Genomic DNA, 14,636 nt, shown 5'->3' with positions numbered 1-14,636 from the left:
CTTATTCGTTGCGGAGATCCGTCATGTCGACATCCAACCCTCACTTTTCAGGCTACGGCCTGGGGCTGCGCAAGGAGCATTACTGCGACTTCCTGGAGACTTCGGTGCCCGTGGATTTTGTCGAAGTGATCTCCGAAAACTTCATGGTCGCGGGCGGCCAGCCCCGGCACATCCTGCGCCAGGTGCGCGAGCGCTACCCGGTGGCACTGCATGGCGTGTCCATGTCCATCGGCACCGCCGAAGGGCTGGACACCGATTACCTGCGGCGCCTCAAGTCGCTGGTGGATGAAATTGAACCGCTGTTTGTCTCCGACCACCTGAGCTGGTCGCGCAGTGGCGGTTTCAATGCCCATGACTTGTTGCCGGTGCCCTACACCGACGAAGCGCTGGACCGGGTCTGCGCCAATATCCACCAGGCCCAGGACGTGCTGGGCCGTACGATGCTGTTCGAGAACCCATCGAGTTACCTGGCGTTCGAGGGTGCCTGCATGACCGAGTGGGAGTTCATCACGGCCATGGCCCGGCGCACCGGCTGTGAACTGCTGCTGGACGTCAACAATGTGTTTGTCAGTGCGAGCAATCACGGTTTCGACGCCCTGGCGTTTCTCGACGGCATCCCCGCCGAGCGAGTACGCCAGGTGCACCTGGCCGGCCACAGCCAGGGCCGTGACATCTTGATCGACAGCCATGACAGCCCGGTGTGCACTGGCGTCTGGGAACTGTACGCACGGGCCATGCAACGGCTGGGGCCGGTGGCGACCATGATCGAGCGTGATGATGAGATCCCGCCGCTCGCCGAGCTGCTTCAGGAACTGTCGATGGCCCGGACCTTGGGGGCGGCGCTATGAACCTGGCGCAATTTCAGCAGGCTTTTCGCCGCTGGCTGGTGAGCGCGTCGGATGAATCCGCGCAGTTGCTGGGCAGCAATCACGCCGGTTTGGCGGTGTACCAGAACAACTACCGCGCCCAGTTGGTGGGCTGCCTCGAACAGGCGTTCCCCAACCTGCGCCGTTGGCTTGGAGAGCAAGCGTTTCTGGCCGCGAGCATTACCCATATCGACAACCATCCGCCCCATGCCTGGACCCTGGATGCGTACCCCGAGGGGTTCCACGCCACCTTGAAGGATGTGTTTCCACTGAATCCGGATGTGCATGAGCTGGCCTGGATCGAGTCGGCCCTGAATGAGGCCTTTGTCGCCGCTGATGCGCAACCGCTGGCCCTGGAAGCGCTGGCCGAGCTGGACTGGGACACGGCGGTATTGCAGCTCACACCGTCGTTGCGTTGCCACGACTTGACCACCAATGCCGAGGCCATCTGGTCGGCGCTGTGGCAGGAAACGTCCGCGCCGGAAGCGGTGATGCTGGAACAGGCGGGCGGTTTGCTGGTGTGGCGGCGGCAATTCACCTCGCGGCTGCGTCAGGTCGATGCGCTGGAACTTCAGGCGGTGCAGCAGGTACAGGCTGACGGCAGTTTCGCCGGGCTGTGTGAGTGCCTGGTGCAACGCCTGGGGGAGGACGCGGGCGTGATGCAGGCAGGTGAATACCTGGCCGCTTGGCTGGGCAGTGAATTGATCGTGGGGGTGAGAGATGTTTGACCGTCGTGGTTTTTTATTGCTGGCGACGGTGGTGATCACCGCCCCGGCGTTTGCGCTGCAACAGGTGAGCACGGATGAGGGGGAGGTGCGTTATGAGCAGTTCGGGCCGGAGGACGGCCGCGCGATCATCTTGCTGGCGGCGGATGTGCACGTGTTTGCGGCGGTCAGCGGGCCGCTGGCGGCGCAGGGTTTCAGGGTGATCGTGCCGTACCTGCGCGAGGCCGATGACGTGACGCTCGGCCAGGATGTGCTGGAACTGATGAACGCGCTGCATATCCCCGAGGCGGTGCTGGCCGGTGTGGAACAGGGCGCACGCGTGGCGACGCACACGGCTACCCTGAAACCGACACGCTGCGTGGGGCTGGTCACGCTCAACACAGTGCCCCAGGCGGGTTTTGCCGAGGCGGTAGGGGTGATGACGAAGACTGGACACTGGCGAACCTGATCACGCCAGGAACTCCACTTTGCCACTGCGCAGTCGGTAAGTGCCGCCGACAATGCTGAGTTTTCCTTGGGCAAGGGCATCGGCCAGCACGGTCGATTCGCCCTTGAGCCGTGCCACGGTGTCCCGGACATTTTGCGCAATGGCGTTGTCGAGCAGGTTGCCGGGCGCTTTCAGGATTTTGTTCACGGAAGGCTTGATCGCATCCGCCAGACTCTGGATTTTACCGGGGAAGGTCACGTTATCCTTGACGGCCTTGACCCCGGCCGAAATGGCGCCGCAGCTGTCATGCCCCAACACCAGGATCAATGGCGTCCCCAGCATCACGACGGCGTATTCGAGGCTGGCGAGGCCGTTTTCCGTCACGAAGTTGCCGGCTACCCGTACGCAAAACAGTTCCCCCAGGCCGGTATCGAAGATGTATTCGGGGGCAATCCTCGAATCGGCGCAAGCGAGTACTGCCGCGAACGGATGCTGGCCGCTCACCAAGGCCTCGCGCTCCACCATCAGGTCGCGGCGCTTTGTCACGTCGGCGGCGTAGCGGCTGTTACCCTCCATCAACCGCGCCAACGCCTGCTGCGGGTCGATAATGCTGGTTGACGTGTCGGCCGTGTGAGCCGAGGCGATTGGCAACTGACCTGCCAGAAGCACAGCCCCGGCGCTGGTGGCCGCCAGGCGCAGAAAATGCCGGCGTGCATCGCAATGCGCGGTTTCACGATCGTTGTCCATCAGTGAGTTTCTCGTAAGGGCAGAGGAACGTCACCCTCGCAAAAATTGCAGCGGGACAATGTAGGAGGTCTCTTTCAATAGGCGCGAACATGAAAATACGGACAGTTAGCCAATCGGCCACTGAATAAATTCGCGGCTGCCATTAATCTAACCGCCTTAGTCACCTGCGCGGATTGTTCATGTCTTCTGTTGCCGATGGGTTGCCCCTCGATAAACGCCTGCCGGCCGTGATTGCGATCTCCCTGGGGATCGGCATGGCGACCCTGGACACGGCCATCGTCAACACGGCGTTGCCGACCCTGGCCGAGGGGATCGGCACCGATTCCGCTTCGGTGATCTGGGTGGTCAATGCCTACCAGTTGGCGATCATCGCCACGGTGCTGCCGTTTGCTTCGCTCAGCGATGTGCTGGGGCATCGCCGGGTGTACCTCGGCGGGTTGTTGCTGTTTATTGTGTCGTCGCTGTTTTGCGGGTTGGCCGGCTCGCTGCTCACCCTGACTGCCGCGCGAGTGGCGCAGGGGCTTGGGGCGGCGGCGATCATGAGCGTGAACACGGCGTTGCTGCGGCATATCTACCCGTCAAAAATGCTCGGGCGCGGGCTGGGCTATAACTCGTTGGTGGTGGGGTTGGCCTTTACCCTTGGGCCGACGGCTGCGTCGGCGATTCTGTCGGTGGCGACCTGGCATTGGTTGTATCTGATCAACGTGCCGCTGGGGTTACTGGCCTTGGGGTTGGGCGTGCGCTCGTTGCCGACCCTGCCAATGACCGGGCATGCCTTCGACCGTCTTGCCGCCGTACTGTGCGCCGGGCTGTTCGCCCTGCTGGTGCTGGGCCTGGGCACGGCGGTGCACGGTGCCCAGGGTGCGCTGACGCTGGGTGTGATTGCGATGGCACTGGTCTGCGGCGTGCTGCTGTTGCGGCACCAGGCCGGGCACCCGGCACCGATGCTGGCGCTCGACCTGTTCAAGCGCCCGGTGTTTGCCTTGTCTTCCTTGACGGCCGTGTGTGCCTTCAGCGCCCAGGGCCTGGCCTTTGTGTCGCTGCCGTTTTTGTTGCAGGCGGTGCTCGGCCATAGCCAGGTGGAAACCGGTTTCCTGATGACGCCATGGCCGGCGGTGGTGGCGGTGATGGCGCTGGTTGCGGGGCGTCTGGCGGACCGTGTGTCCCTGGGCGTGCTGTGCGGCATCGGCTTGTTGATGCTCAGCGTGGGGATGGCTGCGTTGGCTACCCTGGGCAGTGGCGCCTCGGCATTTGATATCGGCTGGCGCATGGCGCTGTGCGGGGCCGGGTTCGGTTTTTTCCAGTCACCCAACCTCAAGGCGTTGATGACCAGCGCACCGCTGGCGCGCAGTGGCGGGGCGAGCGGCATCGTGGCGATTTCACGCCTGTTGGGCCAGACGCTGGGCGCATCGCTGGTAGCGTTGTGTTTCCACCTGTCTGTGGGCAGCGGCCCGCATTATGCGCTGTGGCTGGGCTGCGGGTTTGCACTGGTGGGCGCCGTGGCCAGTGGTCTGCGTTTGTTGCCCTATGGGAAAAAGGGCTGATTAACGCTACCGTGGCGACCTGAATATTTCGGGATGTTTCAGATTTATGTCCAGCCTGGCCCTCCGCACCGCTGATACCCACTCCCGCCGCGCCGCTTTGACCTTGGCGTTATGCCTGCCCAGTGACGTGTTGCTCTACCTGTTGCTGCCCATGGAATCCCAGGCGTTCGGCATCACCCTGGCCCAGGCCGGGGTGTTGCTGGCCGCCAACCGCCTGGTGCGGATTTTCGGCTACCGGCATGTGCTCAATTTCTACGCACGCAACGGCGACCGCCTGACCTGCATGATCGCCGCCGGCGCCGCGGCGTTGTGTGCGGTGGGCAACTCGATGTTGTCCGGGTTTGCCGCATTGCTCTGCCTGCGCCTGGTGTGGGGCTTGTGCTTTGCAGCGTTGAACCTGTCGACCCAAGTGCTGGCCACGTCGGAACCTGCCGGCGCCGCACGCCGCGCCGGGCGCTCGCGGGCGTTGATCGCCCTGGGGCCGATGCTGGCGCTGCCCCTGGGCGGCTGGCTGACGCTGTGGGCCGGGCCGCGTCCGATCTTTCTGATTCTGGCCGGGTGTTGCCTGGTGGGCTTGTGGATGGCGCGCGGTTTGCCTACGGTCGGGCATGATTTGCACAGCACCCCGGGCCGACGCTTCAAATGGCCGGACAGTGTGGCAGTGTGGTCGTTTATCGAGGGCGTGGCGCTGGACGGGTTGTTTATCTTCGGCCTGTCGATCCAGGCGCAGAAGCTGCTGGGCGGGGATGCGGTGCTGATCGCCGGCGGCCTGATGGCGTTGCGTTATGTCTCGGAAATGCTCCTGAGCCCTTTGGGCGGTCGAGCGGCCCAGCGGTTTGGCGCCACCTCGATGCTGTTGCTGTTTTCGTTCCTGAGTGCCCTGGCCCTGACGGCGTTCGGCAGTTACTGGGTGATTGTCGGCGCGGCGGCGGTACTGGTGTTGCGCGCACTGCAACTGCCGCTGGTGACTACCCTGGTGGCGGAGCGCAATCCCGGGTCGATGCGGGTGTCGGCCCTGGCCTCGAATGCCGTGTGGCGCGATATCGGCGCCGGCCTCGGCCCCTTGCTCGCCGGCCTGCTGCTGCCGATCGCCTCGGCGCCGTGGGTGTTTGGCCTGGCCGGTGCAGCCATCGCCGTCAGCGCGGTGTTCTGCTGGCGGGCAAAAAATCCCAACTGATGATGTGAGGTTGTACGTGTCCTCTCAAGAAAGCTTCGTAGACGTGCTGGACAAGGCCTATCGACACTGGACCGGCCAGGGACTGCCGGCCCCGGCACACCTGGACGCACAACAGCGCCTGGCCTGGCTGCACCGCGACGCACCTTACAGCCTGCTGGCCCATGACGGCGGCGCAGATCCGCGATTTACGTATGTGAATGAATGCGCCCTGCAGTGCTTCAAATACCCGCGCGAGAGCTTTATCGGCATGCCCTCACGCTTCAGCGCTTCGGCCCTCGACCGCGATGCGCGCCAGCTGCTGCTGGAGCAAGTCACCGCCAACGGCATCGCCGAGGGCTACAGCGGTTGGCGGGTGGATGCGCACAACCAGCCGTTCATGATTCATGCCGGGGTGGTATGGACCTTGCTCGATGACGCCGGCCAGCCGTGCGGCCAGGCGGCGCTGTTCTGGCCCGACGAGCAGCGCATCGGCGAGTTGGCTTAAGCGGTTTTCAAGGTTGCCAGCCAGGCGGGGTCGAGACGGGTTTGTTCGGTGTCGATCCCCAGCGCCTGCATCCTGGCCTTGTGCGCCTCGACCTCAGCCACCAACTGCACCTGGGCGCTGGAGTTGGCCTCAAGCTCATGCATCTGCGTCAAGCCCAAGTGGTAGAAGCGCAGTACCTTGATCGCCGCCGGGTCATTGGCCTGCACCCGCTCGATGACCTTGTGCATCACATTGGTCACGCTCATCAGGCTGCGCTTGAGCTGCCAGCCATACACCGCCGGCGCGAGCCACCCCTGGGTCCAGAACGGGCCACGGATCAGGGCCATGGTGATCAGCACCCCGGCGAACACACCGCCGACATTGAAGCGGAAATTGTCACCGCCGGGCTCACCAAACAGCATCACCGCCAGGCTCGACAGCAGCATCGCCAGGGCGACGAACAACACGGCCACGATCAGCGTGCTGCGCCGGGTCTGTTGACGGAAGGTGACAGGGTCGCAGGGTTTGAGCTCGAACATCCGGGGCATTTCTCCAGAAGGGGCCGGCATCATCTCACGCTTGGGCAAACAAGTTGAACGATGCTGCACGGCGGTTTCTCTAAATTGATGTAGACCCTTTGAGGTGAGCCATCATGCCCGAATACAAGCAACCACCGCCCGGTACCCCGAACCCTGACCGCACACCCGGAGAGGAAGAGCGCGACAACGATGCGTTGCGCCCCAACGAGCCGGCGGAGCGTCAGGAAGACGACGTGGAGCGCGTCGAGGAAGACCTTGAACGCCTCCATGACAAGGCTCGCCCACTTTAAATGAGGAGAACGCCGTGAGTGACACATCGAAAGGCCCGGCTTCGGGCGAGCATTCCAGTGTTCAGGATGAACTGGGGTTTGATCCGGATTCACCGGATGTATCGGATCCGCAGGTAGACCCGATTGGCCCGGCTATCGCGCCGTTGGATAAGAAAAATACCGACAAGGACGAGCGCAAACCACCTTACGATCCGCTGGGAGATTTGAAGACTTGATCCGGCCACGGTCCTTGCGGCTCATTCTTGCCGACACGCATCGTGCGTGGCGAGGTCGCGATACTGTCCTTTGAAGTACAGCAATGGCCGCGAAGCAGTCGCTTCAGGCGGGTTCATGGCTTTCACTTCGCCGATCACGATCAGGTGATCCCCCGCGACGTGTTCGGCGTGAATTTCGCAATCCAGCCAGTGCAGGCTGCCGGCAATGAGCGGATTGCCCAGTGGTGATGCCTGCCACTCTACGCCGTGCCACTTGTCTGTGCCTCGCCGAGCGAACTGGTTGGAAATCCTGACCTGCTCGCCGGACAGGATATTGACGGCAAACCGGCCGGCCTGGCGCATCCTCGGATAGCTGGCTGAATTGGACATGACGCTGAATGACACCAGTGGCGGGCTCATCGACACGCTGTAGAACGACTGGCAAGTGAAGCCGATCGGCTCGCCGTCAACGTGGGAGGTAATCACTGTAATACCGGACGCGTAGTGCCCGAGGGCTTCTCGAAAGCGCGAGGGCTCGATGGGAGGTGACATGGGCGGTCCTGAATGGGGTGACGTGCGAATGCGCCAGGCAAGGCCTGACATCGTCAGGCCTTGCGTATTCTCAGTACGGGTTCGAGAGTTCGTTTCGGACAATCGCTGCGCCGGCACTCAACGCATTCAGCTTGCCCCTGGCGATGTGACGAGGCAGCGGCGCCATGCCACAGTTCGTGCAAGGGTAGAGCTTGTCGGCATCGACAAACTGCAGTGCTTTTCTCAAGGTGTTGGCGACTTCCTCGGGTGTTTCAATGGTGTGGCTGGCCACGTCGATGGCGCCGACCATCACTTTTTTGCCGCGGATAAGTTCAATCAGCTCCATGGGCACATGGGAGTTGTGACACTCCAGCGAGACGATATCGATACTGGATCGCTGCAGCTTGGGGAAGGCTTCTTCATATTGACGCCACTCTGATCCCAGCGTCATTTTCCAGTCAGTATTGGCTTTGATGCCGTAGCCGTAGCAAATATGCACGGCGGTTTCGCATTTGAGACCTTCAATGGCCCTTTCCAGGGTGGCCACGCCCCAGTCGTTCACCTCATCAAAGAACACGTTGAAGGCGGGCTCGTCGAATTGGATGATATCCACCCCGGCGGCTTCTAATTCAAGGGCTTCCTGGTTGAGGATTTTGGCGAATTCCCAGGCGAGCTTTTCACGACTCTTGTAATGGTTGTCATACAGCGTGTCGATCATCGTCATGGGGCCAGGCAGCGCCCACTTGATGGGTTGACTGGTTTGCTGGCGCAAGAACTTGGCGTCTTCGACAAACACGGGTTTCTGGCGGGAAACAGCCCCTACGACCGTTGGCACGCTTGCGTCATAACGATCACGGATTCGCACGGTCTCGCGTTTCTCGAAATCAACACCGCTGAGGTGTTCAATAAACGTCGTCACAAAGTGTTGGCGCGTCTGTTCACCATCACTGACGATATCAATGCCCGCGTGCTGTTGTTCCTGCAGGGACAGGCGCAAGGCGTCGTGTTTGCCCTCGGTCAATGCCTCATCCTGCAGTTTCCAGGGTGACCACAGTGTTTCAGGTTGAGCCAGCCAGGAAGGTTTAGGCAAACTGCCGGCGGTAGAAGTAGGTAACAACTTTTTCATCAGGGATGACCTTGTAGTATTAATGCGTCAAAGCGCGCAGTGGGCGGACCACTGTTGAAGAACAGCCTGGTAGGGTTTGATAAAGTGCTCTTCAACAAATTTTCCCTGTTCAATCGCCAGGCGGCTGCGTTCTTCTCGATCGTAGACAATCAACGTCAGTGAATAATCCTGGTGCTTCAAGCTGGGTCGGTAGAGTTTGCCGGCGGCAGAATTGGCATTGTAAATCTCGGGCCGGTAAATCTTCTGGAAAGTGTCCATGGTGCTGATGGTGCTGATGAGTTCAAGATTGCTGTAATCCGCCAGCAAATCACCGGAAAAATAAAAGGCCAGCGGCGCAACACTGTTTGAAGGCATGAAGTAGCGAACCTTCAATCCCATTTTATTGAAGTACTCATCGGTCAAGGAGTAGGCGTCCTGTTGGTATTCAAAGCCCAATACAGGATGCTGGTTTTCTGTCCGATGATAGGTCCTGGTGTTCGAAACGCTCAGGCAGATCACCGGCGGCTTCTTGAAGTTTTCTTTGTACGTGTCTGAGTTGACGAAGTGCTTGAACAGTTTTCCATGCAAGTCGCCAAAGTTCTCGGGTGTGCTGAACTCGGTCTGATTCTTGTTGTGTGCTGACAAGGCAACGCTGAAATCGTAGTCGCGAACGTAGGAGGAAAAGTTGTTGCCGACAATACCCTCAATGCGTTCATGGGTGTGTTGATCGACAATCGTCGTTTTCAATATTTCAATCAGCGGGATGGCGTTGCCACGCTGTTCAGGGGCAATGTCCATTTCAACCGAGACGATATCAAGTTCCACTCTGTAGCGATCACCCTTGGGGTTATCCCACTGCGCCAACGCATTGAAACGATTGTTGATCATCCTCAATGTATTGCGCAGATTCTCCTGGCGACTTTTGCCCCTGGCCAAGTTGGCAAAGTTGGTGGTGATGCGCGTGTTTTTCGAGGGCTGATAATGTTCGTCGAAACGCAGGGTTTTGAGGGTAAAGGCAAACTCGCTGTTCATTGTGGCCTGACATCCTGATTTCCGGAATACACCTGATGGGTTGTTCAGGTGCCAGATTGATTTCTAGAATCAATAATTAGGATGTAGTTTAGGCAGCGCATGGGTCGAGTGAAATTGAATTGATTTCACTGAAGCGTTAGCCCTGTTCATGATGGGCAAATGGTCAACTGCAGAGGGTGTTAAAAGCCCCACCTTGTACGATGGGGCTGTGCACTTACTTGGGTGCGATCCACGTGACATCCGTAATCCCAAACTTCTCCGCCCAGGGCCGGGTGGTTTTCTTGACTTGCTCATGCCCCACGCGCCCCACGCGACTGACATGGGCAATATCGGCATCCACCGCCGCCCAGTGCCAGGCCTCGGCGTTGTTCATCACTTCAGCACGCACCACAAAGGTTTTCGGTTGACCGTGCAGCTGATAATTGATCGTGTAGATTTTTGCGGTACTCATGTTGCCTCCCTGTGTTGTTATAGATGGATAGGGCAGCGTTCAAAAAGGTTCATTCAAAATGACAATCTGCAGGTTGGCGCGGCATAGTGATGCCTTCTTCCTGTGCCCAAGGATCGCGCCATGCCTCTGCTGACCCATAGCCGTCTCTACCTGCAACGCCTGGGTTATGACACGCCGCCGGCGCCCACCCTGCAAACCTTGCAGGCCCTGCAACTGCGCCACGTGTACAGCTTTGCCTTCGAGAACCTATCGAGCCTGATACGCCTGCCGGTGCCGATCGACCTGCCCAGTGTCGAACAAAAAGTGCTGTTGGACGGGCGGGGCGGCTATTGCTATGAGCTGAACCAGATGTTCCTGGCCTTGCTGCAGGAACTCGGCTTCGAGGCGCGTGGCATCACCGGCCGGGTGGTGATGGGCGGGGCGCCGGATGCACGCACGGCGCGTACTCATCGTTTGAGCCTGGTGACCCTGGACGGCGTGCGCTACATCACCGATGTCGGCTTTGGCGGCATGGTGCCCAGCAGCCCGTTGCAACTGGACACCGAAGTGGTGCAGGCCACGGCCCATGAACCGTATCGCCTGACTTTCGACGGGCAGGGCAGTTACACCTTGTGGGCACAAGTGGCCGAGGAGTGGCGTGGCCTGTATGTGTTCGACCTGCAAGTACAGGCGGATATCGATTACGAAATCGGCAACTGGTACGTTTCCACCCACCCGGATTCGGTATTCGTGGGCCAACTGAAAGTCGCACGCCTGGCACCGGGCAAGCGCCATACCCTGAACAACACCCACTATGCGATCCACTCACTGGACCGGCCGAGCGAAAAACGCACGCTTGGCAGTGCCGATGAGGTGGTGCAGGTGCTGACTGAAACCTTCAGGATTCGCGTGCCGGACACGGCAACGCTTCGGCAAACCCTGGATGGCCTGGTCCTGGCTGCCTCCCGGGAATAGTGAGATAGAGCCTCGCTGAACCGTTTTATCTCCAAATCCACGCAAATTAATTCGAACCTTTGGCGCATGCCGGGGTTCGAACCGTTTCCTGAATAATTTGCTCACCAGACAAGGAGATGTAAAACGATGTCCAAGCTATTCGGAAAACTCTTCAAGGGTTCCTCGCTGCTGGCGCTGGTCGCTGCGCCTGCCGTGGTGTTCGCCGCACCGTCCACCGACCCGATCTCCACCTTCGGGATCCTGGGCAGCTACAACGACTTCAAATTCGAAGGCGGCAGCCAGAGCGACAAGAGCCACATGCCTGAGGCGGGCCTGTTCTACAACTTCGGCAACAAGCTCACCGCCGAATCCGGCTTTATCTACCAGGCCAGTATCGAAGCCAAATACGGCGAAAAGAGCGATAACAAACTCAAGGAAGGCCAGGCAGACCTGGATCTCGGCTGGCGCGCCGCGCTGGATGCGCGCAACTTTGTCGACGTGATCGTTGGCGGTGGCTACAGCTGGACCCGCTACGAGCCAGAGATCAACGACCTCGACGTGAAGCTCACCAACAAATCGCCGTTCGCCAAGGCGGCCCTGGGCTATAACCACCAGTTCGATGACATGACCCTGCGTCTCGAAGCCGGCGCCCGTCGCACCATCGACGGTCGTACCAAGCTCAAGGTGGAAGATTTCGGCAGCGACACCGTGGACCTCAAGGACCGCACCAACCCCTACGCCGAAGTCAGCCTGTTGATGAATCAGAAGGGTGACCTGCCGGTGGTCGCGGGCTTGTACTACACCCGCACCGAGTACAAACTCGACGGTAACTCTGAAGTAGCTGACAACACCAAACTCAAGCGAGATGAGTACGGGTTCAAGGTCGGTATCGCGTTCTAAGTGCATCGCCCGGACGTGGGCGGCCAACGCCCACGTTCAACTGTCCCCGCCAGCCCCCCTTTGTGTCCGCCAAAACCCTCAACGCAGTCGCGTCGCTGCCTTAGTGTGGAACCTGCTTTCCATATCCTGAGAAGAGAGGGTGGCCATGCCCCGCATCGCCTACCAGACCCTGGCCTGGGCGATTTTCACCTCGGCGCGTTGGGCGTGGCCACTCGCATCCGCTCGCAGAACCGCACCCCGTATCACCTGCGCGAACGCTAGTGGACCGCCAGGACTGGGGGTGGCTGCGTATAACATGCTCGGCGGCCCATAGTGCTGAATGAAAAAGCTCCGAACCTGTCGGGGCTTTGTTGATCAACCCAATGCAGCGAGTTGCGCTACGGTTTCCGGGAAACGTGCCACCAGGCGAATCAGGGTGGCGGCCTGGGCATTTGGCTTGGCCCGACCTTGTTCCCAGTTTTCCAGGGTGCGGGTGTTGGTGCGCAGGTACATGGCGAACACCGACCGGGAGAGGTTGAGTTGTTGACGCACGGCCACCACCTCCTCGGCGGTAAGCGGCTCCAGTTGATTGAGATGAACCTTATGGGTTCGCAGGGTGACTTTGCCCTGGCGTTCGTTTGCCAGGGCGTCGAAGCCTTCGACCAGTTCGGAAAAGATTTCACGTTTCATGATGTGTTCTCGCTTTGATTTCCCTGTCCAGCATGTGTTTTAGGGCTTTTTTGTGCTGTGGTGTCAGGTCATCCTGTTCGTGCTTGCCGTACAGGGTGAACAGCCAGAATTGCGTGCCGCCCGACCACCAGTAGTAAATGACCCGCAGGCCACCGCGCTTGCCTTTGTTGCGTCGCTCGTCGATGAAGCGAACCTTGCGCAGTCCGCCTGTTCCCTCGATCACATCTCCTGCTTCCGGGTTCTTCATCAACTCTTGTTGAAAACCCTGGAAAAGCTCGTCACTCAGATAGTCCTTGCGATGCCGCTCGAAGGGCGGCAGTTCGATAAATAGAGCATCCATGTTCTGTACGTAGCCTGCGTAGAGTTTGGTGGCCCACCTGCTTATGGTCAAGTGACCTGGCTGTGGGAACTTTCCTAAAACTCAAACACCATACGGCGGGCTTCGGCGTGCATATGCCAGATGAGTAGGCGAGTGGAAGAGGAAATTTCCGTGAGTTGAAGAGGGTGTTTGAACCCATTGCCCAGAATGCAAAACGGCGCCCGAAGGCGCCGTTTTGTTGACTGCATCCCGCTAAGCGATCAAACGCCCAACACCGCGTGCTGCACCAGGGTGAGCAGCGGTTGTGGGTACACACCCAGGAAGAACGCGAGCAGGGCAATGGCCAGCAGCATTACACCGCCTGCCTTCTGTTCCCAGTGCAGTTCGGCATCCACACGGCGCAGGTTCGGCTCGATCAGGTACAGGGTGACCATCACGCGCAGGTAGTAGAACACGCCGATGGCGCTGCCCAGTACCAGGGAGGCAACCAACCACCACTCGTGCGCTTCGACGCCGGTGGCGACGATGTAGAACTTGCCGATGAAGCCCGCCGTGAGCGGAATACCGGCCAGGGACAGCATCATCACGGTCAGTACGGCGGTCAGGTACGGACGGCGCCAGAACAGGCCGCGGTACTCGTACAGGGCGTCGGCGTCACGGCCTTTGAACGGCGAGGACATCAGGGTGATCACGCCGAACGCGCCGAGGCTGGTGATCACGTAGGTGACCAGGTACACACCCATGGCTTCCACGGCCAGGCCTTTGCTCGCCACCAGGGCGATCAGCAGGTAGCCGAAGTGAGCGATGGACGAGTAACCCAGCAGACGCTTGAGGTTGTTCTGGGTCAGGGCCAGCAGGTTACCGAACAGGATCGACGCGATGGCGATCACGGTCAGCACGTTGCTCAGCACGCCAGTGTTGGCAGCAGGCGAGATCTGGAACAGACGCACCATCACCGCAAACACCGCAACCTTCGACGCGGTCGCCAGGAACGCGGCCACCGGCGCCGGGGCGCCTTCGTACACGTCCGGGGTCCACAGGTGGAACGGCACCAGCGACAGCTTGAACGCCAGGCCGATCAGCATCATGGCCAGGCCCAGTTGGGCAATCGGCGCAGGCAGGCTGGTGGTGGCCAGGGCGTGGCCGATACCGGTGAAGCTCAGGCTGCCGGCTTCGGCGTAGAGCAGGGCCATGCCGAACAACAGGAACGCGGAACCGGCGGCGGACAGCACCATGTACTTGATGCCGGCTTCCAGCGAGCGCTTGTTGAAGAACGCGTAGGCCACCAGGCCGTAGGTCGGGATCGACAGCAGTTCCAGGCCGATGAACAGGCCGGCCAGGTGCTGTGCGCTGACCAGCACGATGCCACCGGCCGCGGCCAGCAGGATCAGCAGGTACAGCTCTTCCTTGTTGCCTGGGTAACCGGTGCCGCCTTCGCCCATGTAGGCGTGGGCGAGGGTGACGCAGGCCAGGGTCGCGACCAGGATCAGCGCGATATACAGCAGGGCGAAGTCATCCACCATCATCAAAGGCGTGACCGCCAATGGCGCGACCTTGAGGGCCGGGATGATCGACAGCAGGGCCAGGTTCAGACCGGCACAGGACAGCAGGAACGTTTGCGAGTGATTGCGGCGCCAGGCGATTGCCAGCATCACCACCACGATGGTGAGGCTGGTGATCAGCAGCGGCGCAAGCGCGATAAAGTGTTGGATCGTGAATTCCAT

At 60.3% G+C, this 14,636-nt stretch carries 19 protein-coding genes; 10 read left to right on the top strand and 9 right to left on the bottom strand.

Translation table 11 applies throughout. The annotated features are described in order from the left end of the window. Nucleotides 1-23: 23 nt before the first annotated feature. Genes BM026_RS07565 through BM026_RS07555 form a run of 3 tightly spaced genes read left to right on the top strand, consistent with a single transcriptional unit; the run spans nucleotide 24 to nucleotide 2,039 of the window. Nucleotides 24-848: an MNIO family bufferin maturase gene (locus BM026_RS07565; protein ID WP_071491920.1), complete on the top strand. Its 825-nt coding sequence runs from the start codon at nucleotides 24-26 to the stop codon at nucleotides 846-848. Next, nucleotides 845-1,594, top strand: coding sequence for an HvfC/BufC N-terminal domain-containing protein (locus BM026_RS07560; RefSeq protein ID WP_093527873.1), 750 nt, complete (start codon nucleotides 845-847; stop codon nucleotides 1,592-1,594). Before BM026_RS07565 ends, BM026_RS07560 begins: the two co-directional genes overlap by 4 nt. Next, nucleotides 1,587-2,039 (top strand): alpha/beta fold hydrolase, encoded by a 453-nt coding sequence (locus BM026_RS07555; protein ID WP_093527870.1) that lies wholly within the window; start codon nucleotides 1,587-1,589, stop codon nucleotides 2,037-2,039. Before BM026_RS07560 ends, BM026_RS07555 begins: the two co-directional genes overlap by 8 nt. On the opposite strand, the gene BM026_RS07550 is transcribed toward BM026_RS07555, so the two are convergent. Then, nucleotides 2,040-2,765 (bottom strand): carbonic anhydrase, encoded by a 726-nt coding sequence (locus BM026_RS07550; protein WP_092245022.1) that lies wholly within the window; start codon nucleotides 2,763-2,765, stop codon nucleotides 2,040-2,042. 179 nt (nucleotides 2,766-2,944) lie between these two features. Here BM026_RS07550 and BM026_RS07545 point away from each other — a divergent pair, with 179 nt between their 5' ends. Genes BM026_RS07545 through BM026_RS07535 form a run of 3 tightly spaced genes read left to right on the top strand, consistent with a single transcriptional unit; the run spans nucleotide 2,945 to nucleotide 5,970 of the window. Next, entirely contained in the window at nucleotides 2,945-4,309 is a 1,365-nt protein-coding gene (locus tag BM026_RS07545; protein WP_093123870.1) for an MFS transporter, read from the top strand. Between the two features lie 46 nt (nucleotides 4,310-4,355). Beyond that, on the top strand, nucleotides 4,356-5,486 hold the full coding sequence (locus tag BM026_RS07540) for an MFS transporter (protein ID WP_093527867.1): 1,131 nt from the start codon (nucleotides 4,356-4,358) through the stop codon (nucleotides 5,484-5,486). 16 nt (nucleotides 5,487-5,502) lie between these two features. Beyond that, entirely contained in the window at nucleotides 5,503-5,970 is a 468-nt protein-coding gene (locus BM026_RS07535) for an MEKHLA domain-containing protein (protein ID WP_231999507.1), read from the top strand. Here the strand turns inward: BM026_RS07535 and BM026_RS07530 are convergent. Beyond that, nucleotides 5,967-6,488 (bottom strand): DUF3087 family protein, encoded by a 522-nt coding sequence (locus tag BM026_RS07530; RefSeq protein ID WP_092245035.1) that lies wholly within the window; start codon nucleotides 6,486-6,488, stop codon nucleotides 5,967-5,969. The genes BM026_RS07535 and BM026_RS07530 overlap by 4 nt on opposite strands. Before the next feature lie 113 nt (nucleotides 6,489-6,601). On the opposite strand from BM026_RS07530, the gene BM026_RS29170 reads away from it, so the two are divergent. Beyond that, nucleotides 6,602-6,778, top strand: coding sequence for a hypothetical protein (locus BM026_RS29170; protein WP_175507937.1), 177 nt, complete (start codon nucleotides 6,602-6,604; stop codon nucleotides 6,776-6,778). A gap of 14 nt (nucleotides 6,779-6,792) precedes the next feature. Further along, a complete protein-coding gene (locus tag BM026_RS07525; protein WP_083351478.1) occupies nucleotides 6,793-6,993 on the top strand; it encodes a DUF6021 family protein in 201 nt (66 codons plus the stop codon). Between the two features lie 21 nt (nucleotides 6,994-7,014). Here the strand turns inward: BM026_RS07525 and BM026_RS07520 are convergent, their stop codons facing one another. The 4 genes from BM026_RS07520 to BM026_RS07505 all read right to left on the bottom strand — a co-directional run bounded on the left by BM026_RS07520 (nucleotide 7,015) and on the right by BM026_RS07505 (nucleotide 10,091). Further along, complete coding sequence (locus tag BM026_RS07520; RefSeq protein WP_092245038.1) at nucleotides 7,015-7,524, bottom strand: flavin reductase family protein; 510 nt, start codon at nucleotides 7,522-7,524, stop codon at nucleotides 7,015-7,017. Between the two features lie 70 nt (nucleotides 7,525-7,594). Beyond that, nucleotides 7,595-8,629, bottom strand: coding sequence for a methionine synthase (locus tag BM026_RS07515; protein WP_093527864.1), 1,035 nt, complete (start codon nucleotides 8,627-8,629; stop codon nucleotides 7,595-7,597). Between the two features lie 27 nt (nucleotides 8,630-8,656). After that, the gene (locus BM026_RS07510; RefSeq protein ID WP_093527861.1) at nucleotides 8,657-9,640 is read right to left on the bottom strand and encodes a DUF1852 domain-containing protein; all 984 of its coding nucleotides are present in this window, start codon (nucleotides 9,638-9,640) and stop codon (nucleotides 8,657-8,659) included. Nucleotides 9,641-9,854: 214 nt separating this feature from the next. Further along, nucleotides 9,855-10,091 carry a DUF6555 family protein gene (locus tag BM026_RS07505; protein ID WP_058425027.1) on the bottom strand — a complete coding sequence of 79 codons (237 nt, stop codon included), beginning with the start codon at nucleotides 10,089-10,091 and terminating at the stop codon, nucleotides 9,855-9,857. Nucleotides 10,092-10,211: 120 nt separating this feature from the next. Between BM026_RS07505 and BM026_RS07500 the strand changes: the two genes are divergently transcribed. Together BM026_RS07500 and BM026_RS07495 are read left to right on the top strand one after the other, a co-directional pair. Then, the gene (locus tag BM026_RS07500; protein ID WP_093527858.1) at nucleotides 10,212-11,045 is read left to right on the top strand and encodes an arylamine N-acetyltransferase family protein; all 834 of its coding nucleotides are present in this window, start codon (nucleotides 10,212-10,214) and stop codon (nucleotides 11,043-11,045) included. A gap of 126 nt (nucleotides 11,046-11,171) precedes the next feature. After that, on the top strand, nucleotides 11,172-11,924 hold the full coding sequence (locus BM026_RS07495; RefSeq protein WP_093527856.1) for an outer membrane beta-barrel protein: 753 nt from the start codon (nucleotides 11,172-11,174) through the stop codon (nucleotides 11,922-11,924). Nucleotides 11,925-12,278: 354 nt separating this feature from the next. Here the strand turns inward: BM026_RS07495 and BM026_RS07490 are convergent, their stop codons facing one another. The 3 genes from BM026_RS07490 to nuoN form a co-directional block, all read right to left on the bottom strand. After that, on the bottom strand, nucleotides 12,279-12,593 hold the full coding sequence (locus BM026_RS07490) for a helix-turn-helix domain-containing protein (RefSeq protein WP_071491908.1): 315 nt from the start codon (nucleotides 12,591-12,593) through the stop codon (nucleotides 12,279-12,281). Continuing rightward, nucleotides 12,583-12,933 carry a type II toxin-antitoxin system RelE/ParE family toxin gene (locus tag BM026_RS07485; protein ID WP_093513166.1) on the bottom strand — a complete coding sequence of 117 codons (351 nt, stop codon included), beginning with the start codon at nucleotides 12,931-12,933 and terminating at the stop codon, nucleotides 12,583-12,585. The genes BM026_RS07490 and BM026_RS07485 overlap by 11 nt, the downstream gene beginning before the upstream one ends. 239 nt (nucleotides 12,934-13,172) lie before the next feature. Continuing rightward, complete coding sequence (nuoN, locus tag BM026_RS07480; protein WP_058425023.1) at nucleotides 13,173-14,636, bottom strand: NADH-quinone oxidoreductase subunit NuoN; 1,464 nt, start codon at nucleotides 14,634-14,636, stop codon at nucleotides 13,173-13,175.

The organism is Pseudomonas sp. NFPP24 (assembly GCF_900112095.1).
Lineage (GTDB): Bacteria > Pseudomonadota > Gammaproteobacteria > Pseudomonadales > Pseudomonadaceae > Aquipseudomonas > Aquipseudomonas extremorientalis.
The sequence above is the reverse complement of the archived record's forward strand: the minus strand, read 5'-3'. Positions and strand labels throughout refer to the sequence as shown.

Coding starts and splice junctions, on each gene's coding strand:
- nuoN (WP_058425023.1), bottom strand. CDS start 14,636: ATGGAATTCACGATCCAACACTTTATCGCGCTTGCGCCGCTGCTGATC.
- BM026_RS07490 (WP_071491908.1), bottom strand. CDS start 12,593: ATGAAACGTGAAATCTTTTCCGAACTGGTCGAAGGCTTCGACGCCCTG.
- BM026_RS07485 (WP_093513166.1), bottom strand. CDS start 12,933: ATGGATGCTCTATTTATCGAACTGCCGCCCTTCGAGCGGCATCGCAAG.
- BM026_RS07500 (WP_093527858.1), top strand. CDS start 10,212: ATGCCTCTGCTGACCCATAGCCGTCTCTACCTGCAACGCCTGGGTTAT.
- BM026_RS07565 (WP_071491920.1), top strand. CDS start 24: ATGTCGACATCCAACCCTCACTTTTCAGGCTACGGCCTGGGGCTGCGC.
- BM026_RS07560 (WP_093527873.1), top strand. CDS start 845: ATGAACCTGGCGCAATTTCAGCAGGCTTTTCGCCGCTGGCTGGTGAGC.
- BM026_RS07510 (WP_093527861.1), bottom strand. CDS start 9,640: ATGAACAGCGAGTTTGCCTTTACCCTCAAAACCCTGCGTTTCGACGAA.
- BM026_RS07540 (WP_093527867.1), top strand. CDS start 4,356: ATGTCCAGCCTGGCCCTCCGCACCGCTGATACCCACTCCCGCCGCGCC.
- BM026_RS07555 (WP_093527870.1), top strand. CDS start 1,587: ATGTTTGACCGTCGTGGTTTTTTATTGCTGGCGACGGTGGTGATCACC.
- BM026_RS07505 (WP_058425027.1), bottom strand. CDS start 10,091: ATGAGTACCGCAAAAATCTACACGATCAATTATCAGCTGCACGGTCAA.
- BM026_RS07515 (WP_093527864.1), bottom strand. CDS start 8,629: ATGAAAAAGTTGTTACCTACTTCTACCGCCGGCAGTTTGCCTAAACCT.
- BM026_RS07495 (WP_093527856.1), top strand. CDS start 11,172: ATGTCCAAGCTATTCGGAAAACTCTTCAAGGGTTCCTCGCTGCTGGCG.
- BM026_RS29170 (WP_175507937.1), top strand. CDS start 6,602: ATGCCCGAATACAAGCAACCACCGCCCGGTACCCCGAACCCTGACCGC.
- BM026_RS07550 (WP_092245022.1), bottom strand. CDS start 2,765: ATGGACAACGATCGTGAAACCGCGCATTGCGATGCACGCCGGCATTTT.
- BM026_RS07530 (WP_092245035.1), bottom strand. CDS start 6,488: ATGTTCGAGCTCAAACCCTGCGACCCTGTCACCTTCCGTCAACAGACC.
- BM026_RS07520 (WP_092245038.1), bottom strand. CDS start 7,524: ATGTCACCTCCCATCGAGCCCTCGCGCTTTCGAGAAGCCCTCGGGCAC.
- BM026_RS07545 (WP_093123870.1), top strand. CDS start 2,945: ATGTCTTCTGTTGCCGATGGGTTGCCCCTCGATAAACGCCTGCCGGCC.